Origin of the sequence: Bacillus sp. FSL K6-2944, assembly GCF_038005385.1 — a bacterium.
In the GTDB taxonomy this organism is placed as follows: Bacteria; Bacillota; Bacilli; order Bacillales; family Bacillaceae_G; genus Bacillus_A; species Bacillus_A cereus.
This window is the reverse complement of record NZ_JBBOTE010000002.1, coordinates 319,671-344,998: the sequence shown is the minus strand read 5'-3', so window position 1 is coordinate 344,998 and position 25,328 is coordinate 319,671. Positions and strand designations below refer to the sequence as shown.

The following is a 25,328-nucleotide window of genomic DNA, read 5'->3' as shown; positions in this document are numbered from 1 at the left end:
ACTCCTTTTTATTTTTAAATTACTTTTGTCTTATACCTCCACGTCTACGTTCATAACAAGGTCTATGCATCCCCATTAAATTCTCAATTTCACGAGTGCTTAATTTCTCTTTTCGTTTTTTCTTATTTTTCTTATTTTTCTTATTTTTCTTCTTAGCTTGTTTTGATTTCTTTTTCCATTCACGTAACTGATCTTTTAGCGCCTTCATTTCCCCATCTCCCTTTTCAAAAATAAAAAGGACACCTATCCCTAAAATAGCTTTGATTGCCGCTTTAATGAATTGGTGTCCTCTAGTTTTCTAGCCGGACTATATTTAATTTTCATTCACTTTAAATTTAGTCATTTCTGTCATAAAAACAGTAATGTTTTGAGATGTTCCAGTAACAATTATCTGCCCTAAATCAACAGTCACTTCATCTTCTTTTCGAGATAGGTTTATTATAGTTTCTGGCTTCTTATTAATAATCCTTAATTTGCTTAGTATTTTAAAAGTTAATTTCTTCATATGAATTTCTCCTTTTCTACAAGAGGATTATTTTGTTCAGTTTTTCTTTATTTTTAGAAATTCAATACTACTATAAGGAATCAAAGTTCCATTACATTCAATAGCACCTTTCTTGGTAAAATCCACTTTCTCCATTCGTTTCCACGCTTCTTGCATTTCCTGTTCAGTGTCAAATATCCACCCTAAACTTCTTCCGCTTTTAAGATTAATCTCAATCATTTCCCTCTACCTCCTGAATAAAACTCAATATTCCGTCAATACTGTAGACAACCCATTTCTTAACCTTTTCCATTACCCGAGCAGTTAGCTTTTGCTAGCTGCTTTTTTAAATTTACGTCTATTACTTCTTCTGTCTTCTCTTTTTGCAACCCACATTGGATCTATCCAGCCAAACCACGCTGAAGACCATTCTTGCTTCTCTATAGTGAAGTTACGATGTAATTTTCTCTTTCGTCTACGCTCTTTGAGTTTTTTTAGTCGTTCATATTCTCCACTAGCAGTTAACGTAGCTCTCCATCTATACATCCGCATATATATCCCTCATTTTCTACAAAATGAAATTTTTATTAGATTATTTTCGCATAACATTTACAACTCTGTTCATACTATAGTTGTAATTCGCAATTACAACTGCACCATTTGATAAGCACCGTTTTCTTTTCTTAACAGGACAGCTAGCTAATCGCGCTAGCTGTTTTATTGTATAAAATGAAGTTTTTATTAAGAAATTAGTCATTCCACTTAAAACGGATGTAATGTTCGTAGTAAGATCCGCCTAAAATATTTTTCTTTTCTTCTTCCTTAAATTCAACATTCACACCGTCCAGTAATTCTTGTAACTTTTCTATAAATATTTTTGAACACATCATATGCCGATTTGGATTTTCATTATGAATTTTATATCTATGACCTGAATATCCACTTGCGGCACTTTTTGTTATTACGATTTCCATTTCTTCCGCAAATTCCAATACCTTTTCATCGATGGCTTTTTCTTGGATTTCCTTTAAATTCCCTACTAGAGACATATCCATTCTCCTTTTCTAATAAAATAGCGTTTTTGTTTTATTTTTTATCCATTGAAGTAATCCCAACATAGGTCCACCAATTGTAATAACTATCCACGCTATTACAATCACTATTGTTATAAATGGCACCCACATTAAATACGCTGGCCATGAAACATAACCATCTCTCTTCCACCATTCGTGAAACGGATTAAATCCCATCATCTTTTAAAACCCTCCTTTCCGACCAAATAACGCTTTTATTTAATTTTTATCTTCAATGTTCCTTTTTCAATAACAATCATTTCGCCACTTGTATCGTTACTTGCATAAGTGAATTCACCATCGTGATAAATCGAAACATCATCTTTTGATGTGTCTACCACAAGTTTTTCAATACGGTCGCTGTACATGACACAATCAACACCACTAATCTCTAAAACCACAATAACCACCTACTTTTGTACAAAATTCAAATTTTGTCTTACTTTACATCTACACGTGCTTGACTTGCTTCTCGACTAAATCCATCCGGATATCTCTTAGCTAATTTTGCAATATTCATTTCAGCAATATCTTGTAACGTATATCCCAGTTCGTGCGCCATAATTGATAAATAATAAAGAATATCTCCAAGCTCTAAGGCTAATTTATAAGTGTTTCCGTCCTCTTCTCCTGGACAATGCGATGGTTGAAAACCATGTCCGTGATAAATTGCTTTTTTAACAATATCGGCAACTTCACCAGCTTCGCCTGTAAGTCCTAAAGCTGCATTTGAAACTCGTCCTCCAAAATCAGTTTTGTTATTCCAAGTTCGTAAAGTTGCTTCCTGATAATCATTTAATTCATCAATCGATAAGATACTTGCAATCTGTAAAACTGTAGCTTCATTTATAACTTGATCCTCATTTTTTGCTTCACTCATTAATTTAGTTGCTTCTAATACACCATTTTCCATAATGTTCATTTTTGATTTCCCCTTCCTATTTAGCAAATCCCTAATCCTATCGGACGATTTTCAATTAAATACTTATCAGCTTGATCTATTACAAGAAGCGCAACTTCCGCTTGGTGTCTCCTTAACGCTTTGGCCATCTTCGGTAAGCTCATACCTTGACTCCACATTTCACGAAAACGTACTACATCTCTTTCATCCCAAATGAAGTTAACTTCTTCTAAAGCGATGTATATTTTTAAACGTGATTCCTTCATCGCTTCATGATTTCTTGCCACACTCATAAGCGAACCTACTTTCTAAAAATGATTATTTTATCTTTTCAGTAAACTTAGTATCCACACGATCAATTTTACCGTTTACCCAAACCGCAACTTGCTCACCGAATCCGCTCATTGGTGGATTTACTGCTGTAACATTTCCGTCCTTCACTATTAAAAGTTTGTTGCTGCTAACATCAATTTCTATTTTTTTCATATGTCCATCTCCCCTTTACTAACGCATGTACTCGACAACATCAGGTTTAAAGCCACTTCCTAAATAAACCCGCACCGGAATTATTTCTTTTTTATCCCTTGCTGCCTTACACAATTCTTCAGCTGTATCCCAATTGAAAAACTTATCTACAGCTCTTTGGAATCTCCAAATTGCCATTACATATTGTTCAAAGATGTCATAGCGATCATCTTGTTTAGTTGTGCGTGGTAATTCATCCGTACCCTTTGCATTTCTTGGAACTTGGACACGTACATCTGCATATGTAACCCGTCCCATTCCTCTTTTCACATTTGCTTTCATTACATCAAATTCACAAATTGCTGGCTCCACATCGAAAATATTCAATTGTTTAGGCATGTTCCTTCACACTCTTTTCAAGAGAGTTAAGTAACTCAAGTGCCCCTTCCTTACTTAAAAACATTCGGCCACCTAACAATTCGATGTTGGAATCAGATACTTCACCAGTTACAAAACATGACTTTTCTTGTTTTCTTAAAACGACTTTTTCCCCATCAACATGAAAATCTAATGCTGTCCCTTCAGCAATACCCAAAGTTCTGCGTAACTCTACTGGAATTACTACACGACCTAGCTCGTCCACTTTTCTTGTAACACCTGTATTTTTCATAACTTGCTCCCCCTTGTTAACTAGCTTTTTGTTGTTTTTTTCTTTCTAAATCTTGTTTCATTGATTCAAATTTGATTAACCATGCTTGCCAACGCTTATCGTTGTCTTCTTGCTGCTGTATTGCTATTGCACAATTACAACCATTCCGTTCAATTACACCTGGATAAGTTTCTTTACAAATGATCCCTGTATCATGACATAGTGCGCACATCTTTATTCCTCCTTGTTTTAAATAAATTTACTTATTAAAATGGCAAGGCTTTCTTACGTCTATCAGGTGTTTTTTTAAATGTCATGGCTGATTTGCAACCAAGTATCCTAGATGTGATTCTTTGGTCATAACAATACGTGATTGCTGCACCTACTAAATTTGTAGCAATTCCATTTGCCTTCCCTTGTCTACCATCAAAAATTGTCATATAAGTATCATTCATATATTTAGTCGCTCTTTGGAGATCGGTAATATTTCCTTCTCCTTTTTTATTGTGAAATTCTAGTGCTTTTAAATTTATATCTCTGTAATCACCTAAAGTTGAACCGAAATCATCAAAAATCACTACATCTGCATCAATTATTTTTTGCAAATAATCATCCTCAGATAACTCAGAATCTCTTTTGAATGTAGCTTTTAATTTTTTGAATAAAACACTCTCACTTATAAACAACACAGTTTGCGTTCCGTTCTCATTTATTTCTTCAGCTATGGCATGCATTAAATGACTTTTTCCTCTTCCTGCATCTCCAGAAGCTACTAATGTATATTTCATATCACTTATAAAGTTATGAGCATGTTTTACGGCTTGAGCTTTATTTTTCTCCTCTTCGTCACATTCAGGTATAAAATTATCAAATGTTGCATTCATGATTGTTGGGTCACTGATTAAACTATGATTATGAAAATAAGATTTTCTTCTCCGTTCCTCTTCGCCTTTGTAATACTTGTTGCATTCCGCATACAATCTATCGTGATCTTTTTGTAAATAACACTTAGGACAAACTTCCTCACCTTGAAATATCATTGTTCGTTGTTTAATGCCTTTTTCTTCACAAACTTCACATAGATTAGAAGTCAAATTCAGTTTCGTTGTAGTAAATTGCTCCGTTGCTTGCAATTGGATCATTGTTTTTCACTCCTTTTTTAGAATTCATTTGAATAGTTAGTTGATCAAACTTTTCACGTAGCTTTTTAGGAGATAAAATGTTACCTTGCCAGAATGGATCAGCTTGGCACCAATCAATCACATCTTTAATCTCTTTTAATTCACGGTTATCCTTTTCGCGCATCAACCTAAAATCATTTGCCCAAGAATCAAAGTTTGGTTCTTTTTGTTTAGGGTTATTCCCCTTAATTCTCTCAAACAAATACTTAGCTCCATTGGTGTCACAAGTTTCGAACTTGTGACGGGACGGTTTTTCTTTCTTCTTTTTATCTTTTTCTCTATCTATATCTAATTCTTTATCTTCTTCTATATCTGTACCGTCACGTGACGTCACGGGAACGTCATTATCATTAGACTTGTTTTCTAATGATAATTGCTGTTGTTTCTTACGCTCCCGGTACTTTCTATTCCGTTCTGCATTTAATTGTTTTACACGTTCTAGGCCATCAACATTTTGATGCTTCTCCCAATTCGAAATACAAATGTACTGATCATCTGTTATCTCAATCATTCCAAATTGCTGAAATGTTTGAAGTGCCAACCTTACTGTTGCAATTGGTCTATTGAATAGAGTTGCAAGCATTTCATCAGAATAAGGAATGTTTTTACTAAGAAAAATGTACCCACTCGCATTTGTTTTCCCTGCTTGCGCTAATAATCTAATCCATATAATTAATAGGGTATCAGCTTCAGGCATGCTCTCAATTAAACGTATTTTTTCATCCTCAAACATACTTGTTGAAAGTTTTATCCATTTAACTTCTGCCATTATATTTACCTCCTCGTACAAACCGCCACATATGCTTGTCCGCTTTTAATAATTTGTTGAATTTCATAATGCGGATAACCAATTTTGAAATACTGTTCAATCATTTGATTTAAATTTTCTTTGCTCTTTGCTAAATCCCAAAACTTATTAGGTAATAGCACTTGATATTCAATTAAATCCATGTACTATTTCCCTACTTTCCGTGATATACTTATAACAACTTATTTTTTTGCAAAGGACCCACTGCTATGGGTCTTTTTATTTTGTTTTACGTCACTCCAAGCCCATCGTTTTATCGGTTCATAAGTAATGTAAAGCAACCACACACTGCATGCGATAAACATTGCGAATACTACTAACGATGTTGTATCTTCCATCATGCTGACACCCCCTTCTCTAACCAATTAAAGAATGCATCCCTTGGAACTACTTTTTTTCTCCCAAGTTTCACTAAAGGGAAACCCTTTTGATCCATAATCTCGTAAGCTGTTCTTTTTGCTACTCCTAATATTTCTTCTAGGTGTGTCACGTTTAACATAATCGGATAATCCTTGGTGCTATCATTAGTGACTGGAATGCTATCTAGCTTTTCTACAGTTGTTTGCCTTTCATCTTCTTTGTTGAAACGAAGTAACTCAATAGCTTCCCAAAACTCTTCATCCCTCCAACCTTTTTGAGCTGAAAATTTTGTAATTGCCAACGCTATTTGAACTGTTGAATTCTTCATTTTTTATATCTTCCTTTCTTTTTATAAGACTTTAATTTTGCAATTAAGAAACATGATCATCGAATAAGTTAGGTCTTTCAGGCGGATACCATCCAGAAATGAATTTCATTGCATTTTGATAATATTTTCGTGGTATTTTATCGTATTTAGCTACCCCGAAATGCCTTTTCAATGCTCCATACACCCCTTGATAAGATGCATTATCATAACCTTCTTTTCTTAGTTCGAAAACACGTTGTTTCACTTTTCGTTGAACAGCACCTTTGTTTTGTTCAGTAAGCCAAAGCTCGTTATCTACTAAAAGTTTCATTTTGTTCATTTCTTCTTCCGTATGATCTTGTCGTGATTTTATTTGTTTTAGTTCAGTCATACTGTAGATAATCGCATCCTCAACACTTTTAGGTTGTTGCTGTAATTTTTGGATGTGTTCTTTCATTCGCTTGAACTCTTGTAAGAATTTAATTTTCATTTTCATTGCCTCTGGTGTTATGTAACTCATTGCAACAATTGCAAATGCATCTTCCGTAAGATTGAACTTTGGATACCATTGTTTATTTTGATAATGCTGGTATTGGGTATGCTCAAAGTTGAGCTGCCCCCATTCTGTTTCGTTTGCTTCAATCGATTTTTCTATCTGGACCTCAATATCTCGAATTACATTTTTATGTTCTTTTCCAAACATTTGGGCCATTGTTAAACTATCGGTAACCACTTGATTTCCTTCCATAAAAACAAACTCACTTACTGGATGCTGTAGAAATTGTGATTGATTCATTTTTGTTTCCCTCCTTAGGTTAAATTAAAGTTAACCTTTAGCTAAAAAAATAAGATAACTATTAGTTAACCAACTAGTAAATCATCCACTTTTATTTCATATAACTTAGCTAACATTCCTAATTTAGATACACTAGGTTGTCTATCACCAGATTCCAGTAGGGAATAAGCACCTTTATGTGTATAACCTAGGTATTTGGCTACAAAATGTTGACTATAACCGTGTTGTTCTCTTAAGGCTTTCACCTTCTCTGTATTAAGTTTTATCATGTCATCACCTTTGTTTAATTCGTTAATTTGAGTATACACAAAGGTTAACTTAAAGTAAACCCTAATTTTTATTTTTTTCAAAAGGTTGTCTTAGAGTTAACTTTTCTGTTACATTTTATATAGAAAGTTACTGTATTACTAATACAGTAACTTACAATAGCGGAGTATCTATATTTTGTAGAGGGGGAGAATTTTAAAATGAATCACGAATTGATTAGTCGAAGGGTAAAAGAAATTAGGACTGAGATATTAAAAATGAGTCAAAGAGAATTTTCTGAAGCATTAGGAGTAAGTAAACCTCTTATATCTATGTGGGAAAATATTAATAATGAAAAAGGACCATCTAAAGAGATGGCAATTAAAGTGGCTAGATTAGCAAATGTATCTGTAGCTTACGTACTTGGAGAATCTGATGAAAAAAATCCTAACGCAAGTGCTCAAGATGAATTCGAAGAATTAATAACTCAATTTAGAGAAAAAGACCCAGAAAAACAAAAAGAAATTATGAAACTATTTAAAGACTTAATGAAAATAACAGGCGATTGATAGCTTTAGAAGCTAACGATCGCCTGTTTCATTCTCGACATAATTTCTAGTGCTTTTTCATCACCTTCATGCGCTGCTTTCATAATATCTAATAATTGTGATTCGAATTCCAATACTTCTATTGCTGTTACATTTTCTAGGTTCTCTTTTTTCATCCCTAAAACCCCCGTTTTTATCTGTGTAGTTTGTGAATAATTCACAAATGTAAAACTTTTAACTACTTCCTTAAAAAGTTTTATAGCCTATAATGCACGAAAGACGCTACCGAAGTAGCGTCTTTTTTAAAATCACCCATTTTAAGCTCAAAGCCCACCGGGATCAGTCATCATATATTGAATTGTAGGTGTAACATTTGAATTAGCACTAACTTTTGTATCCGTTTTGTATACTAATGTGCACAAGGCAAAAGTACAGATTATTGTCGCAATAATTTTTTTCATTTAACTCACCTGCTCTTTCGTTAAGGCTTCACGAATAGCCTGCATATAATATATATTACCATTTCTAGCAAGTTCTAGCAACGCGTTATTAAGATATTCTGTCCTTTTTTCTGGTCTAGCGTAAGCGTAATAATACCATTGGAAACCAGTTAATTTACCATTCTCTTCTAATAACTCATTTAACAACTTAATAGCAAGGGTTCGATCACCATATTTCGCCTCAAAAAAAGCAATTTCAGCTTTATCTATTTTTGTAAAATCAATTTTATCGAGATTGAAGTTATGTTCTATGTAAAGGAAAGCTAATGTTGTATGAAACGATTTGTATTTTCTTGTTTTCTGTGCAGAAGATACTTCTTTTAATAAACTAATAGATTCTAAGATGTACTTTTCAGCTTTAAAAATTTCTCCCGAAAATATATAAGACTCTCCAATACAACATAATGCTGTGGCTTTTGTGATTAAAGCGTTAAAACTTGATTCTACGACTTTATTAGCTATTCTACGGCTTTCACTAATATTATTATTTAAAAGCTGTATGTAGGCTTGACGCTCATAAAAATATAATTCTACACATTGTTTTATAAACTTATTTTTTACTTTTGGTATTGCGTTTCTAGCATTATCAGCATGTGGAAGCATTGCGCTATAATTCCCATGGTCATACATGCACACCGTTAATAACATTTCGATAAGTATTTGACGATCCACATCTTCTATTTTCGTCAGTTCATTAACCAAATTGCTTAATTCTTGTCCACGTGCTTCATTACGATTCCTCTTATTGAAAAGTTCATACACATCAATATATCTTTGTAAATTTTCGTTTTCTTTATATTTTCTAATTAAATATTGAATAGTGTCATATTCCCCAGCTGCTTGACAATAAAAAAGAGATTTTTTCACATTTAAATCGCTTGTGCATTTCATTGCGAATTTTTTTATTTTCAATCTAATTTCTTTTTGGTTATCATAGACTTCATTTAATAACTTTAAAAAATTCTCAAATTTCATTTCGAATTTTCCGTTTAGTCCATTGCCGAGTGTTGTATTACTAACCCCTACTTTTGTAGCTAAATCATTTCTAACCATATTGTTGGAATCAATAAAATCTCGTACCTCTTTCATTAACTTCTTCATTTTTGCTCCTCCTATTTGGAACAAAGACGCTTCGCTTTTTCTCAAATCTAATAACAGGAAAATCATACCATAGTAATGATTTAGTAATATCGGCATGTTATAATGTAAGTGTTACTCGTGTAGTAACCGAAAAGAGACTTATGGCAGATGTTCCCCCTTGTAAGTCGGGCGAACGGTGTAAGAGTGGGCCAAATCACTCTTACACACGCTGTGAGTCTTTTTTTCGTTCCGTGTATTTTATTATCATAATAACATAAATTTCCCAAAATTCGGGCGAATTGTTATCTGAAAAATATTGAGAAAGTTGAGAAACTGTTCTGTAGCAACGTTTTTCATGTTCGACAGAATGAAATATGTAATTTTGCATAACATCAAACAAATCCCCCTATATGAATATTTTACCACCAAACAAATGTTTGTCTATGTATTTTTTAAAAGTCTGTAAAAATACCGATTATAAATTTAAAAGTCAGAGTATCGACCAATTATGGTATAGTAATAAGGCGATTATTATACTCAAACTATGAAAACTACAGTCGGACAAAACATTAAACATTTACGAAGGTCTTTTGATTTAACGCAAGAGCAATTATCTGAGCGAACAGGTTTATCGCGCGGACAAATCAAGAATTGGGAAACCGACCGTCATGAACCTGACCTTGAAAGTTTAAAGATACTTGCGTCGTATTTCAACACCTCCACAGACGCTCTTCTTAATTTTGAGAACAGAAAAGAAGATGCGTTATTAGAATTATTATTCAATGATATCCAAAGAGCTTATGAGGAGCTTGACGGGCGTCAACAAGGGCGTTTTGCAAAACAGGTTTCCTTATACGTGAAAATGTTACAAAACAATAAAGACATACTATGATTTGATTTCATCATAAAAGAAATCATTTCCAATTTCAAATTGTAAAATATTCATCTTTTTACAATTTAAGCAAGAGGGCTGTTTGCTCTCTTTTTTTATTTGTCTATTCGACATAATATGACAATTTATTAATGTTATGTTTGCTATGCTAATTTCAGAAATCTTACATTTTATATTTTTGGAGGATTAAGAATGAAAATATCTAATAAAATGTTTATTTTAATTAGTATAGGGATACTAACCCTACTATTCATTAGAGGACTCTATAATAGCATTAAGTTTGGAGACTCAGAATATGGAACAGGATATGTTCTTGGACAAGCTGTAGGAGGAACGTTAGCTTGGTTCAGCATTATTGCATTTATAGCTTCATTGATCTTTCTAGTTATAGGATTTATTAACAAGAAGAAACACAATGAAACAAAACCATTTTTTATGAAATCTGCTATATCTTTCGGAACAGCCATTACTTCATTTATAGTGCTATTTGTAATGATTTTTATCACGATGAGCATTGAAAATGAACATAAAGCTATTGCTGAGGAGAAGAAAAAAGAGAGTGAATATTTAATGGCCGCTGCTAATTTCTATAACGATCTTGAATCATTTGAAATGTATTCTACATTAGTCTTATTTGGTTATTCTGAAACATGGTCTAGCGCAATTAAAAACCAAAAAGATTTTAATACAGAGCTTACTTTAAAAAAGACAGAATCTGATCCAATGATTAAACGCGCCGATATGATCTATACTGAGATGGGACAACAATTGAAATTAATATCAGAGGCTGCTAAAGAACAACCTAATTTATACAAAGACGTATATGACGAATATAAAACTATCTACAGTACTATTACTGCACTTAATGAACAAGTTAGCTCTCCAACTGGTAGTTTGATTTCATTTAATCAAAATGTTAACTCTTTGCAACAAGAATACAAAAAAGCTAAGGGTAACATAGATATCTCAATTACAAATGAAATAAAAAATCAATCAGAAAAAATAAAAGAAGCTAATGATATAAAAATAAAAAGTAATGAAGTAACGAAATATTGATTTGATTCATATTTCTCAACAAACTATATAGATAAATATGGTAAAATTATATTTGCGAGATACATATTATTAAAATTAAAGTGGTTATCAAGTCATATGAGGGCACCTTAGGGTGTCTTTTTTTTGGTTAAAATACTGATTTTATATCAATAAAAAAGCCCGCAACATGTGCGGACTTAGAAGTATGGATACATATATTTTACCATGAAACTTTATTTTGTGGACCATTATAAATTTATTCTCAATCCCCGCTATTTGCGTTGACCAAAAAATATGACTATGGTAATATAGGCACTAGAATCACCATTGTATAGTGAATATATATTTACTATATATTGAGTATGACACTTATCTGAATTGCATAGAATAAAAGAAGAGATGCTGTAACATCTCTTCAGTAACTGCCGCCATCAGGTGGTAAGGTTGCTATTTATTTTCTTCTAGAGCTACCCTGCTTCTGACGGCGAGGGGTGGCTCTTTTACTTTTCTTAAACAAATTGTTAGCAAACTTATTTGCATAAGCTGTAACAACTATAGTTAGGAATACCTTGAGTAAATCCTGAGACAAAGAAAGTAAATATTCCATCATAAGGGTCACCTCCTTTCTCTCTAAAATAAAGAGAAAGGATAGCAACCAGCCACCCGACGTATACAGTTGAATATAGTTTACCATAAAGTAACTCATCTGAGTTACTTTTTCCTTTTTCTAATACTGGAATTATTTATACTATTCGAATACTATTAGTTCAAGGAGGTATGGATAATGAAAGGATATTTTAGAAAACGCGGTGAAAAGTGGTCATTTACAATTGATATTGGAAGAGATCCTCTTACTGGCAAAAGAAAACAAAAAACAGTATCAGGCTTTAAAACAAAGAAAGAAGCCGAAAGAGCATGTAATGAACTTATTCATCAGTTTAATACTGGGAGTCTAGTTGATGATAAAAATCTTACTCTCAGTGAATATTTACAGGAGTGGCTTGAAAACACAGCTAAGCAACGAGTGAGAGATACTACATTCATTAATTATAGACGAGCTGTGAACAGTAGGATTATTCCTGTAGTTGGTTCGCATAAACTGAAAGATTTAAAACCTCTACATGGACAACGATTTGTTAAATCGCTAATCGATGAAGAATTATCTCCTAAATACATTGAGTATATTTTTATCGTTTTAAAAGGGGCATTAGAAGATGCTGTTAAATGGGAACTTTTATATAAAAACCCGTTTGAACATGTAGAAATCCCTCGCCCACGAAAAGTGGTCAATAATACGTGGTCAATTGAGGAAACGAAAACCTTCTTAACATACGCTAAATTTGACAATCCTATTTACTATCATTTATTTTTACTTGCACTTAATACCGGTATGCGTAGAGGTGAATTGCTAGGCTTAAAGTGGAAAAATGTAGATTTAATTGAAGGTAAGGTTAGTGTGACTGAAACTCTAATTTACGATGAATTAGGATTTCGATTTACAGAACCGAAAACATCGGGTTCTAAACGCTTAATTTCCATTGACCAAAGCTTATGTAAAGAGTTGAAAAGTTATAAAGCAAAACAAAATGAATTTAAATTAGCTATCGGTAAAGCTTATGAAGATAATGACTTAGTTTTCAGTAGAGAAGATGGTAGGCCAATCTATCCAAGAACATTAACTACTGTCTTTGAAAGGTTTATAAAAACAGCACAAGTTCCTAAAATTAGATTCCATGACTTACGACATACTCATGCCACACTTCTTCTTAAATTAGGTATTAATCCGAAAATCGTAAGTGAACGATTAGGACATAATTCCATTAAGACCACATTGGACACCTATAGTCATGTTACGTTAGATATGCAAGAAAGTGCCACTATAGCGCTAAGTGAGGCGTTAAAATCATAAAATAATTGTTGATGTGGTCAAACCGTGGTCAAACCCATCAACAATTATTATAAAACCCCTATATATCAAGGCTTAACCAAGCTACACACTCCACATGAGTCGTATGCGGGAACATATCAACAGGTTGTACTTCCTGTGTTTTATATCCACCTTCTTCTAGTACTTTTAAGTCACGTGCTAATGTTGCTGGGTTACATGATACGTATACGACGCGGTTTGGCTTCATGTCGATGATCGTGTTTAGTAATGCTTCGTCACAGCCTTTACGCGGTGGGTCTACGACCATTGTGTCGGCGATTACGCCTTCTTTGTACCATTTTGGAATAACTACTTCAGCTTCTCCTACGCCAAATTCAGCGTTTGTCATGTTGTTTAGTGCTGCGTTTCGATTTGCGTCTTCAATTGCTTCTGGGACGATTTCAACGCCGTACACTTTTTTCGCTTTTTGCGCTAGGAATAACGAGATTGATCCGATTCCGCAATAGGCATCGATTACTGTTTCGTTACCATTTAATTTTGCGTATTCTAACGTTTTATCGTAAAGCACTTTCGTTTGCTCTGGGTTTACTTGATAGAATGAACGTGCTGAAATCGCAAATTTAATGTCACCGATAAAGTCATAAATGTATTCTGATCCGTACAGTACTGTCGTTTTGTCTCCGAAAATTACATTCGTACGCTTCGTATTTACGTTTTGAACAATTGATTTTACTTCTGGGAATTTCGCTGCAATTTCTTCAATAATTGCTTTTTTGTTCGGCAATTCTGCTGTACGCGTAATGAAGACAAGCATAATTTCCCCTGTTACTTGTCCGTAACGAGCCATTACGTGACGAAGTGTTCCTTTGTTACGCTCTTCGTTGTACGCAGTGATACCGTGCTTTTCACAAATACGTTTTACTTCTTGGATTAATGTATCGTTTTCTTCTGCCTGAATTAAGCATGATTCCATATTAATGATGTCATGCGTTCCTTGGCGATAAAAACCAGCTACAAGTCCGCCTTCACGTTCTCCGATTGGTACTTGTGCTTTATTACGGTATACCCACGGATTCTTCATGCCAAGTACAGGATGAACAGGAACATCACCTAGTCCTCCGATACGCTGCATAACGTCACGTACTTGTTTTTCTTTCGCTTGTAATTGTCCTTCATAAGTTAAGTGCTGAAGCTGACAACCGCCGCACTGATTATATACTGGGCATTCAGCATCTTTACGATATGGACTTTCTGTATGAAGCTTCATTAAACGACCAAATGCAAAGTTTTTCTTCACTTTAATAATTTTAATTTGCGCTTCTTCACCTGGTAATCCGTTTTTAACGAAAATAGGATAGCCCTTTACTTTCGCAACACCGGCACCATCATGTGTTAAATCTTCAAATACTACATCTATAAACTCGTTTTTCTCAACTGGTGGCGTCATTTTAGTACTCATTTTCCGACCTCTCTTTTTCATAACACTGCGTTACATTTTATCATACTTATATGGTCTTTTTCTATTGGAAGAAAAAAAGCTATTGACGATACTTCTCTGTTAATGTTACGCTACTACTAATTTAATACGGACGATGTTACCTCATATATACTTGATAATATGGATCGAGAGTTTCTACCCGGCAACCTTAAATTGCTGGACTATGGGGAAAACTAATGAATATTAGCCTATGCGCAAAAAAGGACTCATATTGATTAGCTTTCTCTCATAGATGAAAGTGAATCCATATGGGTCTTTTTTTATTTTTATTTTTCTAAAAGGTCAGACATCTTACGTATGACATAAAACCTCGTTCTTTTATTTTTAGTAATATAACGAGCGTTTTATGTACAAACTTTATACGAACTTCTGAAAGGGGCAACTACATGCAATATGTAATGAGCATTATCGGTATTCTTGCCGTGTTAGGTTTATGTTTTGCTTTGTCAAACAACAAAAGTAAAATCAACTTCCGTGCAATTGCAATTATGATTGGTTTCCAAATTTTAATCGGTTGGTTTATGTTTGCTACAAAGATTGGTCAACAAATCATTATTTTCATTAGTAAAGTTTTCAACAAACTAATTAAACTTGGTACGACAGGTGTCGATTTTCTCTTTAATGGAATTCACAGAGATTTTGTCTTTTTCTTAAACGTATTATTAATCATCGTATTTTTCTCAGCACTACTTTCAATCTTTAGTTATTTAGGTGTTTTACCATTCATCGTTCGCGTTGTCGGCGGTGCAATTTCAAAAATTACTGGTTTACCACGCGTTGAGTCATTCCACGCAGTAAACTCTGTATTCTTCGGTTCAAGTGAAGCATTAATCGTTATTAAAAACGATTTACAGCATTTCAATAAAAACCGTATGTTTATCATTTGTTGTTCTGCGATGAGCTCCGTTTCTGCTTCTGTTACAGCATCATACGTAATGATGTTAGATGCAAAATACGTACTAGCAGCTCTTCCGCTAAACTTATTCTCAAGCTTAATCGTTTGTTCGTTATTAACACCAGTTGATACGAAGAAAGAAGATGAAGTGATTCAGAAATTTGATAGAACTCTATTCGGAGACAGCTTTATCGGCGCAATGATTAACGGTGCGCTTGATGGTTTAAAAGTAGCTGGTATCGTTGCCGCATTAATGATCGCCTTTATCGGTGTGATGGAAGTTGTAAACTACGTAATTAGTGCAGCTTCAGGCGCAATGGGACATGCTGTTACTTTACAACAAATCTTCGGTTACGTACTTTCTCCATTCGCATTCTTAATGGGTATTCCAACTCAAGATATTATCCCAGCTGGTGGTATTATGGGTACGAAGATTGTTTTAAACGAGTTTGTAGCAATCCTTGATTTAAAAGACACAGCTACAACATTAGCTCCACGTACAGTTGGAATCGTTACAGTATTCTTAATTAGCTTCGCAAGTATTAGCCAAATTGGTGCAATCGTTGGTACAATCCGTGCCCTTTCTGAAAAGCAAGGAAGCGTTGTTTCTAAATTTGGTTGGAAAATGCTATTTGCATCAACACTTGCTTCTATTTTATCTGCGACAATCGCTGGATTGTTTATTTAATAAAAAATCACCTTACTTTAACAAGTAAGGTGATTTTTTTGATTCTTTATGAAACCGAGTGAAATTCAACTGCTTCTTCTGTATTGATAATCCTATCTTTATATATACCTTTTATTGAAATGTAAATGATAGATTTGTTTATGTTTTTTAACTTTCCTAATGAAAAATGATAAAGTAATCCATCGCTTTTTAAAGTCCACATCTTCCCACTCCATGGACCAGTAGCTTTTTGTTCATCCGACGCCTTTATTTCACCTTCATATTCGCATTCTCCCAAAGGAGTTTTAATTGTATTCTTCTCTGTATCAATTCGAATATTTTTAATTAGCTTCAAATTTTCATCAGAGAGAATTTGAATTTCATGATCTTTCTTTTTAAAAAAGAGTTTTCCGTCTTTGGTATTTATATATTCTGCATTATCCATTTTATCTATCATAAAATCATATTCTTCTTTTGTAATACCTAAGTTTTGATGATAAGGAAACGTTTTTTTCGGTATAATTTCTTCTTCGGCATACTTCAAATACCAATCTAAATTATTTGTAATACTATTGCTCATTTTATTTCCGATTTTCTCTAATTTCTCTTTTATCTCATAAGGAAATTCTAGTGTCATAATATCCGCCGTCACTTCCGCATTCATAAGATGCGATGGAATATACTCTTCTACTATCTATAAAACTTAAATTACCTAAAAGCGCAACAAACAGCTATATTACGCTGTTTTGTGCTTTACCTGATTTTATAAATGGCAACACTTTTCTAGTTATTTGTGACCAATTTGTTACCTCAAAAATTCAAAATAAAACTAACAAAAAATAAAAGAGCACAGCGTGTTAATAAAGTGGTGACACACTTTATTAACCGTCCGCCTACCATAACTAGGCAAACACTTGCTGTAACTCTTCATGTACCTTATTTTATCGTACATAAGGGTCTCCTCGCAACAGTTTGCTTACATTTTGTGGCATACTGTTGCTTTTTTGTTTCTAAAAAAGGAGACAAACCGTTATGAAAAAGAAACCAGTGATTACTATTATTGCAAGTGTAGAAACATATGAAAACTTAGCATCCTTTCAAACTCTCAAGGAATTAAATGACACTGTGCGAGCGTATAAGAAACAATATAAATTAAATAAAAACCAAATGGCGGTACTCGATCATTTACACCACTATTCCGCTAAATACCTTGGTGTTTCTTTTAAAACCAAAAATAACATTGCGGACGCACTTCATATTAGCCGTAGAACAGTTATTCGTGTATGCCAATACTTAGAATCCCTTGGTATTATTAAACAACTCGAAATGAAACGTAAAAGCGACAAGAGACAGACATGTAACGTGATTATCATTCAATCAATCATTGCAGAAGACCAAATTGTCACACCTGAACCAGCTAAAAATGCTGAAATTTGTCACACCCCAAAAACAACTACTAAAACCTTAAAACAAAAGAGTAAAAAGATAAATAAACGTAAAGAGGACGTTTCACAACCTATTCAACAGGATTCAGATTTCATCGATTACCGTGTACCACAATCTATGCGTGGGAAATTAGGACATGCTTTTGATTCTAAAATGATTAACGAGTCTTTCAAAAATGCTAGGAACATTGCAAAAAAAGCTGCAAAGAAATGTAGTTTACTAGCGGATACAGATATCTTCCACAACATTCTTGCGAATGCTTCTTCTGTCCTGTTCTCTAAAACGCATGAATACGAACATAACGGTACATTGATGAGAAATCCGATTGGCTATTTTACACGCACGTTTAAACATATGGTCTATGACTATATCGATAGCTTTAGGGATATACATAATCTTGCAAATCGTAAGAAAGATATTTTGGCTCAGAATACGTTATTTCTAAAGATGATTGGCGAATCATTTTAATTCCGAATCGCCATTTGATTCATGAAATCATGCATCGATTTTGTTTGAAATATGCGAAAATTGGGAGAGTAGATGTCATACTGGCTATCTGTAATTACCAGGAGAGAAGGGAAGTATTTGGATTTCTTGGGTTGCCATGGTTCTTGCTGCCATTCCAAACTATGAAAGTAGGATTCGTAACGATCTACTTTTTCTTGCATAACTTTCTTGCTGTAGACCGAATTCTGTACCTCTATGAAAAAAGGAGCTTGTCGCCATATGGTAAAAATATCAGGTTCCATGTATGCTTTACCGTATTTTGGCTCAACTTTGAATACTTTCGGCTTTTCGTACTGAAGAAGTTGCTTATATACGTTCACGATGCCGAGGAAATGCGGAATCTTTTGACTCATTTTCCGAATCGTACTCGGTTGTGGAAAATAGATATATGGTTGCTGTGACACATTTACATCCACACTCCCATCTCGTCTTAATCGTTTCATGACTGTATTACAACACGTAACAGCTTTCTTGAGTCCTTGAAAATGCAAATCAATAATATCATCACGAGACATGCATCGAAAACGGCGTAAATCTTTCAGAATGGCTTGATCTCTACTCTTCATGGTTCAACACTCCAAACACAGGAATTTTTTCTTGTTGCTGATTTGAAATCATGTATTTATCCTTTGGTACACGATACGGTTCTATCATTTGTTTCGCTTTGTTTAATGCTAAATATGGTGCTTGCACTTTCTTGAGTCCATTTAATTTTAGAATCATTTGTCCTGACTGTTCAATGTGTTCTGCGCCTGGTGTACCCATGATATTACTATTAATCGCATCAGCACATTTAAAGCCCATTCTTACTGTCATGTTTAGTTTCAATTTACCATCTAACACTTTTGCATCTGGACGTTGCATCGATAGCATCAGATAGACGCCTAATGCCCGACCAACTGCCGATATTTTTTCTATAATCGTCATACATTCTTTTTCATCTTGTAGCATCGCTACTTCATCAATTGCTAGGAGAATATAGGGTTTCTGTTTATCAGTATTTAATTTGTTATACTCATCAATGTGATCCACTTCATATTCTTCCACGAGCTTTCTACGTTCTCTGATTTCATTCCATACTTTTTGAAGCATGCTCTTCATTTCGTGTTCTTCCATGCATACTTCTTTTACATGTTTGATTCGTCGTAAAAAATGAAACTCGGAATTCTTCAAATCACCAAGATACAAATGTAATGTATCAGGCGATATACCTTGAATCAGTGTAGACAAGATAACTCGCACCATACTACTTTTTCCGCTACCTGTTTCTCCTGCAATGAGAAGATGCGGTGTGTTTGCATCCACCATATCGTAAATAATCATTTTTCCGAACTGGTCACGTCCTACTACGATAGGAAGACGGTATTCTTTTACTAACGGCTGCCATTGCTTGTAACTGTAGTTATATGGTTTTAAACCACCATCCGAATGAAATATATGGAGTACAAACCTTTTAATATCTCCCTCAATTACTACATTCTGCCCTAATATTTGCTGAAAACAAAACCATTTCTTTTCAATTGTCTTTGGATCTAATCCGTTTGGGATAGTAAATACATATTTCACGCTTTCTTTTGAAGAAGAAACAGCATGAATTTTAGGGTAAATCGGTACTTTCCCTCCACGTGTTTGATGTTCCCTATATAATCCTGCCTTATTAAATACATCAATGAGTTGATGCTTTAAAGCCTTCCTATGAAGCCATTCTTTTATGATTTCCATATCATCTCTCCTTAGAACATGATTACAATGCGAATGAAAACATACGCAACAAAGCCAATTCCACCCATTCGTATTCCATGATGTAGTCCTTCAGATACAAATTTCGCTGCGGAAATATAATCATTTTGAATCAAATACCTTTCTAGCAATACTGCCCCGATTAAAACTGTTCCCATTATTCCTAACGCAAAATACGTATGTATCATGGAATCGGACATATGAAGAAAAGCCAACGGACTCCCTGCATGATATTTTTGTATTTGTCTCTCTTTCTTTTTGTACGACCCACTCATGAAATCCCGAAAGGGAATAATTTGTTTTGTCTCCCACATACGCTCAGCTCCCTCATTTATTTTTTATCGTATTCCGCACAAGATTCTGAACAATACTTCTTTCCATTCCATCTCCAAAACAACCATTCGGATAACAAACATTTACAATATTCACAAGTTTCTTCGTATGATGCCATCTTGCTGTTCATTTCTTTCGCCCCTTTATAAACAGAATATAAAATGCAAGTGAACTAACGCTTTACGCACCCATTACCATGGTAGCGTTACCTTGATAGGAACCATGGTAGCTACCATGGTAGAAATCCAAAACGTACCATGATACCTACCTTGGTACATTCACCTGTTCCTACCTTGATAGCTACTTTGGTAACTGGAACTTCTCTTACCTTGGTACATCATATTGGGGAGGGCTTGGACAATATGCACATTTATTTTTGCAACTGCGTATAGCTTTTTGCATTTTGGACAAGATGATATAAAAAGAACATCGGGGGAATGAAATATGTGGGGAAGAGGCATTGGCAGACACAAAACAAAACTTGCTAAATTTTTAGCTAAATACGATTACTCGATACAAGAATTTTCAAAAATAAGTAAGGTAAACCGAAATACACTCGGACAATTGTGCAATGACAAAGATTACATTCCATCGCCAAACACCATGCAAAAAATAATGAAAGTCGTAAGAATACATGAGACTAATAAGAAAATCACACATTTTTGGGATATGTAAACACAAAAAATCCGCCTCCCAAAAGGAAACGGCTCTTTGCAGGTTAACCATTCAATTATAAAATGGAATAGTTAAAATATACTATATTTAAATATACCCGCCAATAACGAGTTCTAATTTAACACGTTAGTGGATATACTATTTATGATTCAAAGCGTTACCTCCATTTATAACACCTTCAACTGAAGAAGGTGTTTTTTTGTTCTATTTCAGATTCATTACTCATATACCTATAGTGCTGACTTCCGTAAAGTGTTTTAATAAGCGATTGAGCATTCTCTCCCAACCTGAGATTGCTCTTTTTTATTGAAACGAAAACATTTTATCATATTCCTGCGCTCATCTGCATATCATGTACTAACTCCTTGGACAACGTCACTATGACATACCAAAAAGCATTCTGGTTCACCACCCTAGCATGCTTTTTGCATATTTTCATGCATTGTTACATATACTTATACTACACGAGGAAAACATCAACGATTTTCTTCACCCCAAATAGCACCTTCACCTCACTCCGAAGGTGCTATTTATTTCTGACAATACACAAAGAATCCGCCTCCAATAGGAGACGGATTCTTCATTGTGCAATAGATTAGAGAACCTATATAAAATATAGATCATATAGAATTATGCGTCAATAAAAAGTTCTACTTTTCAATAATGTTGGATATACTGTAAATGTCATCGAGAGAATCACCACGTGAGAGGCGCCTTCAACTGGGGAAGGCGCCCTCTTATATTTTAAACATATTTTTAAAAATCTTTACATATATTAAACTGCTCCTGTTATGTTATACACGATTCTTTCTATACGAAAAGGCAATCCAGACTCACCACCCTGGATTGCCTTTTCTATTTTTTGAATTATACAACATAATTTTCTGCATATATATAAAGTGGTTCAAGAGAAACCACTGAATCAGAGTACACCTTGGTCAAATGTATTCTGTTTTTCATTATCATATTCTTCCTTGGCCTAACATAAAAATAATATAGAACACAACTACGGGGATAATATATCTTATACTGTTCTACAAACTGGGTTCTTCAGATAGAAGAACCTTTTTATTTTACAACATATTTCTATGTTAACCCTACCTATAATGCACCAACTCTTTCTATTTGTATGACATTCTCCCCTATACCTAGCTACTATTCGACATTTTTATATGTACCACATTTGTTTCCCACCCCAAATTTCGTAATCTCTTCCGATTCCTTGTTACTCATTTTTTAATTCACTTCATCTTCTTCAATCATTATAATTAAATATAAGATATCCTGTATTGGGGGAGAACGAATTGATTTTCAAACTATCCATTGCACTTTTATTACTACTGTTAGCTGGCATTTGGTTATTCATCGGCTATTACTTGAAAACTTCACTACTATTAGGATTAGGTTTCGGAGTTATTTTTGGTGTAACCATCATGCTATTACTTGATATGTTAGAGTGGATTATAAAAGAGGATATACCTGAAGAAATGTTTCATTTTAAAAAAAAGGAGGCGAAAACCTCCTTTTTCTTTCTTCCCTATTTCACATACACATAGGCTTTGTTTGATGTCACATAGTATGTGCGCCCTTTCGAATTGTGCACTTTAAATTGCGTGAAGCCATCCACACTTACCTTTTCATCGATTGTAAATCCTTCCCCTGCGTCCAATGTACCCGCTACAGCGCTATCCTGCCATGAAGGTGAATGATAGAACCTGAGGTTATCAACTTTTGAAACCACACGTTTCCCTACAACTGGATTTACTGATTCTTGCTTTTCAAACCTGATGTACGCTGGATTATATTTCACCCATTGGTCACCACCAAGGTTGAGCCATCCATCTTGCTCTCCCCACACTTGATACGCTTCAGGCTTATTCAGCTGACGAATCTTAGAATAACTTGTACCTGGTCCTTTACGTAAATTCACATTGTAGCCTTCAATATAAGCAATCCCATCTGTTACTGCTATTGGTGCTTCCTCTGGTTTAGACGGAACAGAAACTTCAACACTAGAATTGTTATATGCCCGTTGCACATCACTTCTAAATTGAGTTTCTGACACACCATAGCTACGTAAATAATCAATCGGGTCTTCATGATCTGTACCGCCAAGATACTTTCTCACGTCGTTATGTGTCCACAATCCTTTTTCAACTGACAGATTGTTATCTTTTAAGATTTTCGCTAACAGCTTTACGTATTTCTCATAACTCCGTTTAAACTTGGCGTAATCTGCCGTCTCGCACAATTCCACATGGACAAATCGTTTATTGGCTCCTGGCCCTGCACCGTACGCAATGTATTTTGTATCCGCAATCTGAATCGTTTCATTCCAGTCCACTGCGTAATGAACGAATGCATTTCTCCAGGTACGTGTCTCATATTTTTGAATATTAATGGCCGGTGCTTCTAGTGTTGCGGTACTGTGGGCAACCACTCCTTCATAAGCACCTACACCGTTTCGATAGGGTTGTTTTGGTAAATCAGGTATCAGCAGTACTCTGTCCGCAAAAACACTTGTAGAAAGTGAAAATACCATACATAATGTTGCAGTTACCCCTAGTAATCGTTTCATTTTGTTTCTCCTCCCATAGAAAAACGCACCACCGATTGGCGATGCGTTCTCTTTGTTTTTTATTTGTCTGTTTGTACTGTTCCTTCGTGGTCACTCCAGATCCCTAAAGCGACACCAAGTGTGAAAAGATACGGTAACACTTCATCGATAAAACTTTTTGTCTCCAGTAACCCAGCCTTTGCACAAATAAATCCCAGAAGGGAGGCAAGTGCCACCCATGTTTTCCAATTTTGTAATCGTTTTTGAATGTTTTCTTTTGTCATGTCTAATTCGTCTCCTTTTCGATTGTATCTAAGCGTTTATGCGCTTGTTTGGTACTTTCCTCTACCCTCGTGACTCGTTCTCCTAGTGCTACCATTTGTTTTTCACTTGCTTTCAGATCAATCCGGATATCATCCACACCTTTCCGGATATATCCCAGTTCTGCTTTTACTTCCGCACTCTGTTGTCCATCTGCCTTGATGGATTTAGATTTATTCAGGGCGTAGCCAAAATAGCTGATGGCGAGTGATAATGCTCCAATCAGTACGCCAATTTCAATGCTCATGTTTTTCAACTCCTTTCCCAAAAAAGAGAGACACTTGTCCCTCTTGTTCACAAAGCCGTTTTTTATTTTTATGATTTCACATGCTCTTCCTACAGGTACATCCCATTGATAATAATAAAACTGGAAGCACTTCTTTTCGTTTGACAAATGATATCACCGTTCCAAGTAATATTCACTGCGCATGGAGAATAGGCTGCACCACCCGTCGTATCGTACACTGCTGTAATGGTTGCCCAATAGGTAGGTTTCATAAAATCAGGCAATGAGCCAATCACCACCCCTGCCTCTGTACTCCCCCCTTCCACAAGCCCTCGTATATGCTTAAATCCAAACGGATCTACCCCATAAAAAAGGGAATTGCCACTACCATTGGAACGAAAGCCATTTTTAAAGTTCGTAAACCCTTGCAGGAACGTTTTGGTCGCCTCCGCCATATCCTCTACTAAACCTATTCTCTTCCCGCTATAGGAAAGCGTACCATCATCTTTGAATTGCAAATATTTCTTCGTAACAGAATGCCCAATGTACACATCATTTGTCCCACTCCCGACAATCACTTGTTTCGTTTTGGCTCCTGCATACAATGTCGGAACGGTCAAGTCTCCTGTCATCGTATCACCGCTTTTTTTCACCACACCATTCGCCGCAATACTGGCAGCTAGCTCTTCAATCTTTTTATTCGTCTTCAGATATTGCTCGTCTATATACGGCGTAATCTCTTTGATTTTCTGATTCGTTGCCTCAAACTGACTTTGAATATAGGGCTTTAACTCGCCTATTTTTTTGTTCGCCTCATCTAGCTCTTTTCGATATCCTTTTACCCGTTCTATCGCTCCATCAAACTCAGAAATATAGTTTGCTATTTGGATATTTCCTTCTGTTACATCTCTTCGTAATTGGATTCGGATGTCTGGTGTACTCATTCGCTCTGTACTTTTTTCCATCACAAAATAAGCCGTCCACTCATCCGATGTGGAAACAGCTTGAGATGTAAACGTATAGGAAAACACACCATTTTTTGAATCAACTATTTGAGCATCATCTCGAATGAATACTCCTGTATGATTTGTCGCTTCATATTTAACCACATATCCTGTTAAATCCACCTTCTCCCCTTTTTCTCTTACGTACACCGTAAGCTTTAATCCATTCTTGTCATTCTGCCGAGAACGAATGGTTTTGGTAAACACAGGATCTGCTAAATCTATCATAATTTCCTCATTTCGCAT

Annotated in this window: 40 protein-coding genes and 1 riboswitch; of the genes, 8 read left to right on the top strand and 32 right to left on the bottom strand. The window is 34.9% G+C overall.

Translation table 11 applies throughout. The features are described from left to right. Positions 1-19: 19 nt before the first annotated feature. The 20 genes from MHH55_RS22850 to MHH55_RS22755 all read right to left on the bottom strand — a co-directional run bounded on the left by MHH55_RS22850 (position 20) and on the right by MHH55_RS22755 (position 7,293). Positions 20-208 carry a hypothetical protein gene (locus tag MHH55_RS22850; RefSeq protein ID WP_078187280.1) on the bottom strand — a complete coding sequence of 63 codons (189 nt, stop codon included), beginning with the start codon at positions 206-208 and terminating at the stop codon, positions 20-22. Positions 209-313: 105 nt separating this feature from the next. Continuing rightward, entirely contained in the window at positions 314-505 is a 192-nt protein-coding gene (locus tag MHH55_RS22845) for a hypothetical protein (RefSeq protein ID WP_078187279.1), read from the bottom strand. Positions 506-541: 36 nt separating this feature from the next. After that, on the bottom strand, positions 542-724 hold the full coding sequence (locus MHH55_RS22840; protein WP_078187278.1) for a hypothetical protein: 183 nt from the start codon (positions 722-724) through the stop codon (positions 542-544). Between the two features lie 84 nt (positions 725-808). Then, positions 809-1,036: a hypothetical protein gene (locus tag MHH55_RS22835; protein WP_078187277.1), complete on the bottom strand. Its 228-nt coding sequence runs from the start codon at positions 1,034-1,036 to the stop codon at positions 809-811. 197 nt (positions 1,037-1,233) lie between these two features. After that, positions 1,234-1,533 (bottom strand): hypothetical protein, encoded by a 300-nt coding sequence (locus tag MHH55_RS22830; RefSeq protein ID WP_078187276.1) that lies wholly within the window; start codon positions 1,531-1,533, stop codon positions 1,234-1,236. A 15-nt stretch (positions 1,534-1,548) separates the two neighbouring features. Next, on the bottom strand, positions 1,549-1,737 hold the full coding sequence (locus tag MHH55_RS22825; protein ID WP_078187275.1) for a hypothetical protein: 189 nt from the start codon (positions 1,735-1,737) through the stop codon (positions 1,549-1,551). Positions 1,738-1,772: 35 nt separating this feature from the next. After that, the gene (locus MHH55_RS22820; RefSeq protein ID WP_078187274.1) at positions 1,773-1,958 is read right to left on the bottom strand and encodes a hypothetical protein; all 186 of its coding nucleotides are present in this window, start codon (positions 1,956-1,958) and stop codon (positions 1,773-1,775) included. Between the two features lie 38 nt (positions 1,959-1,996). After that, the gene (locus MHH55_RS22815) at positions 1,997-2,479 is read right to left on the bottom strand and encodes a nucleoside triphosphate pyrophosphohydrolase family protein (RefSeq protein ID WP_078187273.1); all 483 of its coding nucleotides are present in this window, start codon (positions 2,477-2,479) and stop codon (positions 1,997-1,999) included. 20 nt (positions 2,480-2,499) lie between these two features. Further along, positions 2,500-2,751 (bottom strand): helix-turn-helix domain containing protein, encoded by a 252-nt coding sequence (locus tag MHH55_RS22810; RefSeq protein ID WP_078187272.1) that lies wholly within the window; start codon positions 2,749-2,751, stop codon positions 2,500-2,502. A 25-nt stretch (positions 2,752-2,776) separates the two neighbouring features. Further along, positions 2,777-2,944, bottom strand: coding sequence for a DUF3954 domain-containing protein (locus MHH55_RS22805; protein ID WP_078187271.1), 168 nt, complete (start codon positions 2,942-2,944; stop codon positions 2,777-2,779). Positions 2,945-2,962: 18 nt separating this feature from the next. Further along, positions 2,963-3,322, bottom strand: a complete 360-nt coding sequence (locus MHH55_RS22800) for a cell division protein SepF (protein ID WP_078187270.1) — start codon at positions 3,320-3,322, stop codon at positions 2,963-2,965. After that, complete coding sequence (locus MHH55_RS22795; RefSeq protein WP_078187269.1) at positions 3,315-3,593, bottom strand: AbrB/MazE/SpoVT family DNA-binding domain-containing protein; 279 nt, start codon at positions 3,591-3,593, stop codon at positions 3,315-3,317. Before MHH55_RS22795 ends, MHH55_RS22800 begins: the two co-directional genes overlap by 8 nt. 16 nt (positions 3,594-3,609) lie before the next feature. After that, positions 3,610-3,804: a hypothetical protein gene (locus MHH55_RS22790; protein WP_078187268.1), complete on the bottom strand. Its 195-nt coding sequence runs from the start codon at positions 3,802-3,804 to the stop codon at positions 3,610-3,612. A gap of 34 nt (positions 3,805-3,838) precedes the next feature. Further along, a complete protein-coding gene (locus MHH55_RS22785) occupies positions 3,839-4,714 on the bottom strand; it encodes a DnaA ATPase domain-containing protein (RefSeq protein ID WP_078187267.1) in 876 nt (291 codons plus the stop codon). Next, on the bottom strand, positions 4,656-5,522 hold the full coding sequence (locus MHH55_RS22780; RefSeq protein ID WP_078187266.1) for a phage replisome organizer N-terminal domain-containing protein: 867 nt from the start codon (positions 5,520-5,522) through the stop codon (positions 4,656-4,658). Before MHH55_RS22780 ends, MHH55_RS22785 begins: the two co-directional genes overlap by 59 nt. A gap of 5 nt (positions 5,523-5,527) precedes the next feature. Beyond that, positions 5,528-5,704, bottom strand: a complete 177-nt coding sequence (locus MHH55_RS22775; RefSeq protein WP_078187265.1) for a hypothetical protein — start codon at positions 5,702-5,704, stop codon at positions 5,528-5,530. 39 nt (positions 5,705-5,743) lie between these two features. Next, complete coding sequence (locus tag MHH55_RS22770) at positions 5,744-5,902, bottom strand: hypothetical protein (protein WP_170962923.1); 159 nt, start codon at positions 5,900-5,902, stop codon at positions 5,744-5,746. Then, the gene (locus MHH55_RS22765; RefSeq protein ID WP_078187264.1) at positions 5,899-6,249 is read right to left on the bottom strand and encodes a helix-turn-helix domain-containing protein; all 351 of its coding nucleotides are present in this window, start codon (positions 6,247-6,249) and stop codon (positions 5,899-5,901) included. Before MHH55_RS22765 ends, MHH55_RS22770 begins: the two co-directional genes overlap by 4 nt. A gap of 43 nt (positions 6,250-6,292) precedes the next feature. Beyond that, positions 6,293-7,024, bottom strand: coding sequence for an ORF6C domain-containing protein (locus tag MHH55_RS22760; protein ID WP_078187263.1), 732 nt, complete (start codon positions 7,022-7,024; stop codon positions 6,293-6,295). Positions 7,025-7,089: 65 nt separating this feature from the next. After that, complete coding sequence (locus tag MHH55_RS22755; RefSeq protein ID WP_078187262.1) at positions 7,090-7,293, bottom strand: helix-turn-helix domain-containing protein; 204 nt, start codon at positions 7,291-7,293, stop codon at positions 7,090-7,092. A 198-nt stretch (positions 7,294-7,491) separates the two neighbouring features. On the opposite strand from MHH55_RS22755, the gene MHH55_RS22750 reads away from it, so the two are divergent. After that, the gene (locus tag MHH55_RS22750) at positions 7,492-7,839 is read left to right on the top strand and encodes a helix-turn-helix domain-containing protein (protein WP_078187261.1); all 348 of its coding nucleotides are present in this window, start codon (positions 7,492-7,494) and stop codon (positions 7,837-7,839) included. Positions 7,840-7,844: 5 nt separating this feature from the next. Here the strand turns inward: MHH55_RS22750 and MHH55_RS22745 are convergent, their stop codons facing one another. Continuing rightward, positions 7,845-7,994: a hypothetical protein gene (locus MHH55_RS22745; protein ID WP_170962924.1), complete on the bottom strand. Its 150-nt coding sequence runs from the start codon at positions 7,992-7,994 to the stop codon at positions 7,845-7,847. Between the two features lie 285 nt (positions 7,995-8,279). Next, positions 8,280-9,419: an AimR family lysis-lysogeny pheromone receptor gene (locus MHH55_RS22740; protein WP_078187260.1), complete on the bottom strand. Its 1,140-nt coding sequence runs from the start codon at positions 9,417-9,419 to the stop codon at positions 8,280-8,282. A 523-nt stretch (positions 9,420-9,942) separates the two neighbouring features. Between MHH55_RS22740 and MHH55_RS22735 the strand changes: the two genes are divergently transcribed. Next, positions 9,943-10,290, top strand: a complete 348-nt coding sequence (locus MHH55_RS22735; RefSeq protein WP_078187259.1) for a helix-turn-helix transcriptional regulator — start codon at positions 9,943-9,945, stop codon at positions 10,288-10,290. 192 nt (positions 10,291-10,482) lie between these two features. Further along, complete coding sequence (locus tag MHH55_RS22730) at positions 10,483-11,346, top strand: hypothetical protein (protein WP_078187258.1); 864 nt, start codon at positions 10,483-10,485, stop codon at positions 11,344-11,346. 430 nt (positions 11,347-11,776) lie between these two features. Here MHH55_RS22730 and MHH55_RS22725 read toward each other — a convergent pair whose 3' ends face one another. Further along, positions 11,777-11,935: a hypothetical protein gene (locus tag MHH55_RS22725; RefSeq protein WP_000970855.1), complete on the bottom strand. Its 159-nt coding sequence runs from the start codon at positions 11,933-11,935 to the stop codon at positions 11,777-11,779. A 174-nt stretch (positions 11,936-12,109) separates the two neighbouring features. On the opposite strand from MHH55_RS22725, the gene MHH55_RS22720 reads away from it, so the two are divergent. Beyond that, positions 12,110-13,234 carry a tyrosine-type recombinase/integrase gene (locus MHH55_RS22720; protein WP_078187017.1) on the top strand — a complete coding sequence of 375 codons (1,125 nt, stop codon included), beginning with the start codon at positions 12,110-12,112 and terminating at the stop codon, positions 13,232-13,234. A gap of 58 nt (positions 13,235-13,292) precedes the next feature. Here the strand turns inward: MHH55_RS22720 and rlmD are convergent, their stop codons facing one another. Next, entirely contained in the window at positions 13,293-14,672 is a 1,380-nt protein-coding gene (gene rlmD, locus MHH55_RS22715) for a 23S rRNA (uracil(1939)-C(5))-methyltransferase RlmD (protein WP_048567402.1), read from the bottom strand. 121 nt (positions 14,673-14,793) lie between these two features. Beyond that, positions 14,794-14,895: riboswitch (purine riboswitch) on the top strand. A gap of 202 nt (positions 14,896-15,097) precedes the next feature. On the opposite strand from rlmD, the gene MHH55_RS22710 reads away from it, so the two are divergent. Beyond that, a complete protein-coding gene (locus tag MHH55_RS22710) occupies positions 15,098-16,294 on the top strand; it encodes a NupC/NupG family nucleoside CNT transporter (RefSeq protein ID WP_001200491.1) in 1,197 nt (398 codons plus the stop codon). Positions 16,295-16,340: 46 nt separating this feature from the next. Here the strand turns inward: MHH55_RS22710 and MHH55_RS22705 are convergent, their stop codons facing one another. Continuing rightward, positions 16,341-16,937: a hypothetical protein gene (locus MHH55_RS22705; RefSeq protein WP_078187018.1), complete on the bottom strand. Its 597-nt coding sequence runs from the start codon at positions 16,935-16,937 to the stop codon at positions 16,341-16,343. Between the two features lie 368 nt (positions 16,938-17,305). Here MHH55_RS22705 and MHH55_RS22700 point away from each other — a divergent pair, with 368 nt between their 5' ends. After that, positions 17,306-18,187 carry a cytosolic protein gene (locus tag MHH55_RS22700; protein WP_069354834.1) on the top strand — a complete coding sequence of 294 codons (882 nt, stop codon included), beginning with the start codon at positions 17,306-17,308 and terminating at the stop codon, positions 18,185-18,187. Here MHH55_RS22700 and MHH55_RS22695 read toward each other — a convergent pair. From MHH55_RS22695 to MHH55_RS22685, 3 genes are read right to left on the bottom strand one after another with little or no spacing between them, the layout of a single operon-like run. Next, the gene (locus MHH55_RS22695) at positions 18,184-18,792 is read right to left on the bottom strand and encodes a replication-relaxation family protein (RefSeq protein ID WP_078187019.1); all 609 of its coding nucleotides are present in this window, start codon (positions 18,790-18,792) and stop codon (positions 18,184-18,186) included. The genes MHH55_RS22700 and MHH55_RS22695 overlap by 4 nt on opposite strands. Continuing rightward, positions 18,782-19,948: an FtsK/SpoIIIE domain-containing protein gene (locus MHH55_RS22690; protein WP_078187020.1), complete on the bottom strand. Its 1,167-nt coding sequence runs from the start codon at positions 19,946-19,948 to the stop codon at positions 18,782-18,784. The genes MHH55_RS22695 and MHH55_RS22690 overlap by 11 nt, the downstream gene beginning before the upstream one ends. Positions 19,949-19,959: 11 nt before the next feature. Beyond that, positions 19,960-20,280: a hypothetical protein gene (locus tag MHH55_RS22685; RefSeq protein WP_069354831.1), complete on the bottom strand. Its 321-nt coding sequence runs from the start codon at positions 20,278-20,280 to the stop codon at positions 19,960-19,962. A gap of 463 nt (positions 20,281-20,743) precedes the next feature. Here MHH55_RS22685 and MHH55_RS22680 point away from each other — a divergent pair, with 463 nt between their 5' ends. Next, complete coding sequence (locus MHH55_RS22680; protein ID WP_069354830.1) at positions 20,744-20,974, top strand: helix-turn-helix domain-containing protein; 231 nt, start codon at positions 20,744-20,746, stop codon at positions 20,972-20,974. A gap of 1,304 nt (positions 20,975-22,278) precedes the next feature. Then, complete coding sequence (locus MHH55_RS22675; protein WP_069354829.1) at positions 22,279-22,530, top strand: hypothetical protein; 252 nt, start codon at positions 22,279-22,281, stop codon at positions 22,528-22,530. Here MHH55_RS22675 and MHH55_RS22670 read toward each other — a convergent pair. The 4 genes from MHH55_RS22670 to MHH55_RS22655 form a co-directional block, all read right to left on the bottom strand. Further along, the gene (locus tag MHH55_RS22670) at positions 22,512-23,552 is read right to left on the bottom strand and encodes an N-acetylmuramoyl-L-alanine amidase (RefSeq protein ID WP_069354828.1); all 1,041 of its coding nucleotides are present in this window, start codon (positions 23,550-23,552) and stop codon (positions 22,512-22,514) included. The two genes, MHH55_RS22675 and MHH55_RS22670, sit on opposite strands and share 19 nt — an antisense overlap. Positions 23,553-23,611: 59 nt before the next feature. Then, positions 23,612-23,815 (bottom strand): hypothetical protein, encoded by a 204-nt coding sequence (locus MHH55_RS22665; RefSeq protein WP_069354827.1) that lies wholly within the window; start codon positions 23,813-23,815, stop codon positions 23,612-23,614. A 2-nt stretch (positions 23,816-23,817) separates the two neighbouring features. Then, positions 23,818-24,099 (bottom strand): hypothetical protein, encoded by a 282-nt coding sequence (locus tag MHH55_RS22660; protein ID WP_069354826.1) that lies wholly within the window; start codon positions 24,097-24,099, stop codon positions 23,818-23,820. A gap of 89 nt (positions 24,100-24,188) precedes the next feature. Then, entirely contained in the window at positions 24,189-25,328 is a 1,140-nt protein-coding gene (locus tag MHH55_RS22655; protein WP_254849751.1) for a BppU family phage baseplate upper protein, read from the bottom strand.

Excerpts from the sequence above, each read along its gene's own strand:
- MHH55_RS22760 (WP_078187263.1), bottom strand. The coding sequence starts at position 7,024 with ATGAATCAATCACAATTTCTACAGCATCCAGTAAGTGAGTTTGTTTTT.
- MHH55_RS22750 (WP_078187261.1), top strand. The coding sequence starts at position 7,492 with ATGAATCACGAATTGATTAGTCGAAGGGTAAAAGAAATTAGGACTGAG.
- MHH55_RS22690 (WP_078187020.1), bottom strand. The coding sequence starts at position 19,948 with ATGGAAATCATAAAAGAATGGCTTCATAGGAAGGCTTTAAAGCATCAA.
- MHH55_RS22705 (WP_078187018.1), bottom strand. The coding sequence starts at position 16,937 with ATGAATGCGGAAGTGACGGCGGATATTATGACACTAGAATTTCCTTAT.
- MHH55_RS22665 (WP_069354827.1), bottom strand. The coding sequence starts at position 23,815 with ATGACAAAAGAAAACATTCAAAAACGATTACAAAATTGGAAAACATGG.
- MHH55_RS22810 (WP_078187272.1), bottom strand. The coding sequence starts at position 2,751 with ATGAGTGTGGCAAGAAATCATGAAGCGATGAAGGAATCACGTTTAAAA.
- MHH55_RS22850 (WP_078187280.1), bottom strand. The coding sequence starts at position 208 with ATGAAGGCGCTAAAAGATCAGTTACGTGAATGGAAAAAGAAATCAAAA.
- MHH55_RS22740 (WP_078187260.1), bottom strand. The coding sequence starts at position 9,419 with ATGAAGAAGTTAATGAAAGAGGTACGAGATTTTATTGATTCCAACAAT.
- MHH55_RS22745 (WP_170962924.1), bottom strand. The coding sequence starts at position 7,994 with ATGAAAAAAGAGAACCTAGAAAATGTAACAGCAATAGAAGTATTGGAA.
- MHH55_RS22670 (WP_069354828.1), bottom strand. The coding sequence starts at position 23,552 with ATGAAACGATTACTAGGGGTAACTGCAACATTATGTATGGTATTTTCA.
- MHH55_RS22725 (WP_000970855.1), bottom strand. The coding sequence starts at position 11,935 with ATGATGGAATATTTACTTTCTTTGTCTCAGGATTTACTCAAGGTATTC.
- MHH55_RS22805 (WP_078187271.1), bottom strand. The coding sequence starts at position 2,944 with ATGAAAAAAATAGAAATTGATGTTAGCAGCAACAAACTTTTAATAGTG.
- MHH55_RS22680 (WP_069354830.1), top strand. The coding sequence starts at position 20,744 with ATGTGGGGAAGAGGCATTGGCAGACACAAAACAAAACTTGCTAAATTT.
- MHH55_RS22695 (WP_078187019.1), bottom strand. The coding sequence starts at position 18,792 with ATGAAGAGTAGAGATCAAGCCATTCTGAAAGATTTACGCCGTTTTCGA.
- MHH55_RS22785 (WP_078187267.1), bottom strand. The coding sequence starts at position 4,714 with ATGATCCAATTGCAAGCAACGGAGCAATTTACTACAACGAAACTGAAT.
- MHH55_RS22765 (WP_078187264.1), bottom strand. The coding sequence starts at position 6,249 with ATGAAGAATTCAACAGTTCAAATAGCGTTGGCAATTACAAAATTTTCA.
- rlmD (WP_048567402.1), bottom strand. The coding sequence starts at position 14,672 with ATGAGTACTAAAATGACGCCACCAGTTGAGAAAAACGAGTTTATAGAT.
- MHH55_RS22800 (WP_078187270.1), bottom strand. The coding sequence starts at position 3,322 with ATGCCTAAACAATTGAATATTTTCGATGTGGAGCCAGCAATTTGTGAA.
- MHH55_RS22835 (WP_078187277.1), bottom strand. The coding sequence starts at position 1,036 with ATGCGGATGTATAGATGGAGAGCTACGTTAACTGCTAGTGGAGAATAT.
- MHH55_RS22685 (WP_069354831.1), bottom strand. The coding sequence starts at position 20,280 with ATGTGGGAGACAAAACAAATTATTCCCTTTCGGGATTTCATGAGTGGG.
- MHH55_RS22815 (WP_078187273.1), bottom strand. The coding sequence starts at position 2,479 with ATGAACATTATGGAAAATGGTGTATTAGAAGCAACTAAATTAATGAGT.
- MHH55_RS22655 (WP_254849751.1), bottom strand. The coding sequence starts at position 25,328 with ATGCGAAATGAGGAAATTATGATAGATTTAGCAGATCCTGTGTTTACC.
- MHH55_RS22755 (WP_078187262.1), bottom strand. The coding sequence starts at position 7,293 with ATGATAAAACTTAATACAGAGAAGGTGAAAGCCTTAAGAGAACAACAC.
- MHH55_RS22775 (WP_078187265.1), bottom strand. The coding sequence starts at position 5,704 with ATGGATTTAATTGAATATCAAGTGCTATTACCTAATAAGTTTTGGGAT.
- MHH55_RS22730 (WP_078187258.1), top strand. The coding sequence starts at position 10,483 with ATGAAAATATCTAATAAAATGTTTATTTTAATTAGTATAGGGATACTA.
- MHH55_RS22720 (WP_078187017.1), top strand. The coding sequence starts at position 12,110 with ATGAAAGGATATTTTAGAAAACGCGGTGAAAAGTGGTCATTTACAATT.
- MHH55_RS22660 (WP_069354826.1), bottom strand. The coding sequence starts at position 24,099 with ATGAGCATTGAAATTGGCGTACTGATTGGAGCATTATCACTCGCCATC.
- MHH55_RS22710 (WP_001200491.1), top strand. The coding sequence starts at position 15,098 with ATGCAATATGTAATGAGCATTATCGGTATTCTTGCCGTGTTAGGTTTA.
- MHH55_RS22795 (WP_078187269.1), bottom strand. The coding sequence starts at position 3,593 with ATGAAAAATACAGGTGTTACAAGAAAAGTGGACGAGCTAGGTCGTGTA.
- MHH55_RS22840 (WP_078187278.1), bottom strand. The coding sequence starts at position 724 with ATGATTGAGATTAATCTTAAAAGCGGAAGAAGTTTAGGGTGGATATTT.
- MHH55_RS22825 (WP_078187275.1), bottom strand. The coding sequence starts at position 1,737 with ATGATGGGATTTAATCCGTTTCACGAATGGTGGAAGAGAGATGGTTAT.
- MHH55_RS22830 (WP_078187276.1), bottom strand. The coding sequence starts at position 1,533 with ATGTCTCTAGTAGGGAATTTAAAGGAAATCCAAGAAAAAGCCATCGAT.
- MHH55_RS22770 (WP_170962923.1), bottom strand. The coding sequence starts at position 5,902 with ATGATGGAAGATACAACATCGTTAGTAGTATTCGCAATGTTTATCGCA.
- MHH55_RS22700 (WP_069354834.1), top strand. The coding sequence starts at position 17,306 with ATGAAAAAGAAACCAGTGATTACTATTATTGCAAGTGTAGAAACATAT.
- MHH55_RS22780 (WP_078187266.1), bottom strand. The coding sequence starts at position 5,522 with ATGGCAGAAGTTAAATGGATAAAACTTTCAACAAGTATGTTTGAGGAT.
- MHH55_RS22845 (WP_078187279.1), bottom strand. The coding sequence starts at position 505 with ATGAAGAAATTAACTTTTAAAATACTAAGCAAATTAAGGATTATTAAT.
- MHH55_RS22735 (WP_078187259.1), top strand. The coding sequence starts at position 9,943 with ATGAAAACTACAGTCGGACAAAACATTAAACATTTACGAAGGTCTTTT.
- MHH55_RS22790 (WP_078187268.1), bottom strand. The coding sequence starts at position 3,804 with ATGTGCGCACTATGTCATGATACAGGGATCATTTGTAAAGAAACTTAT.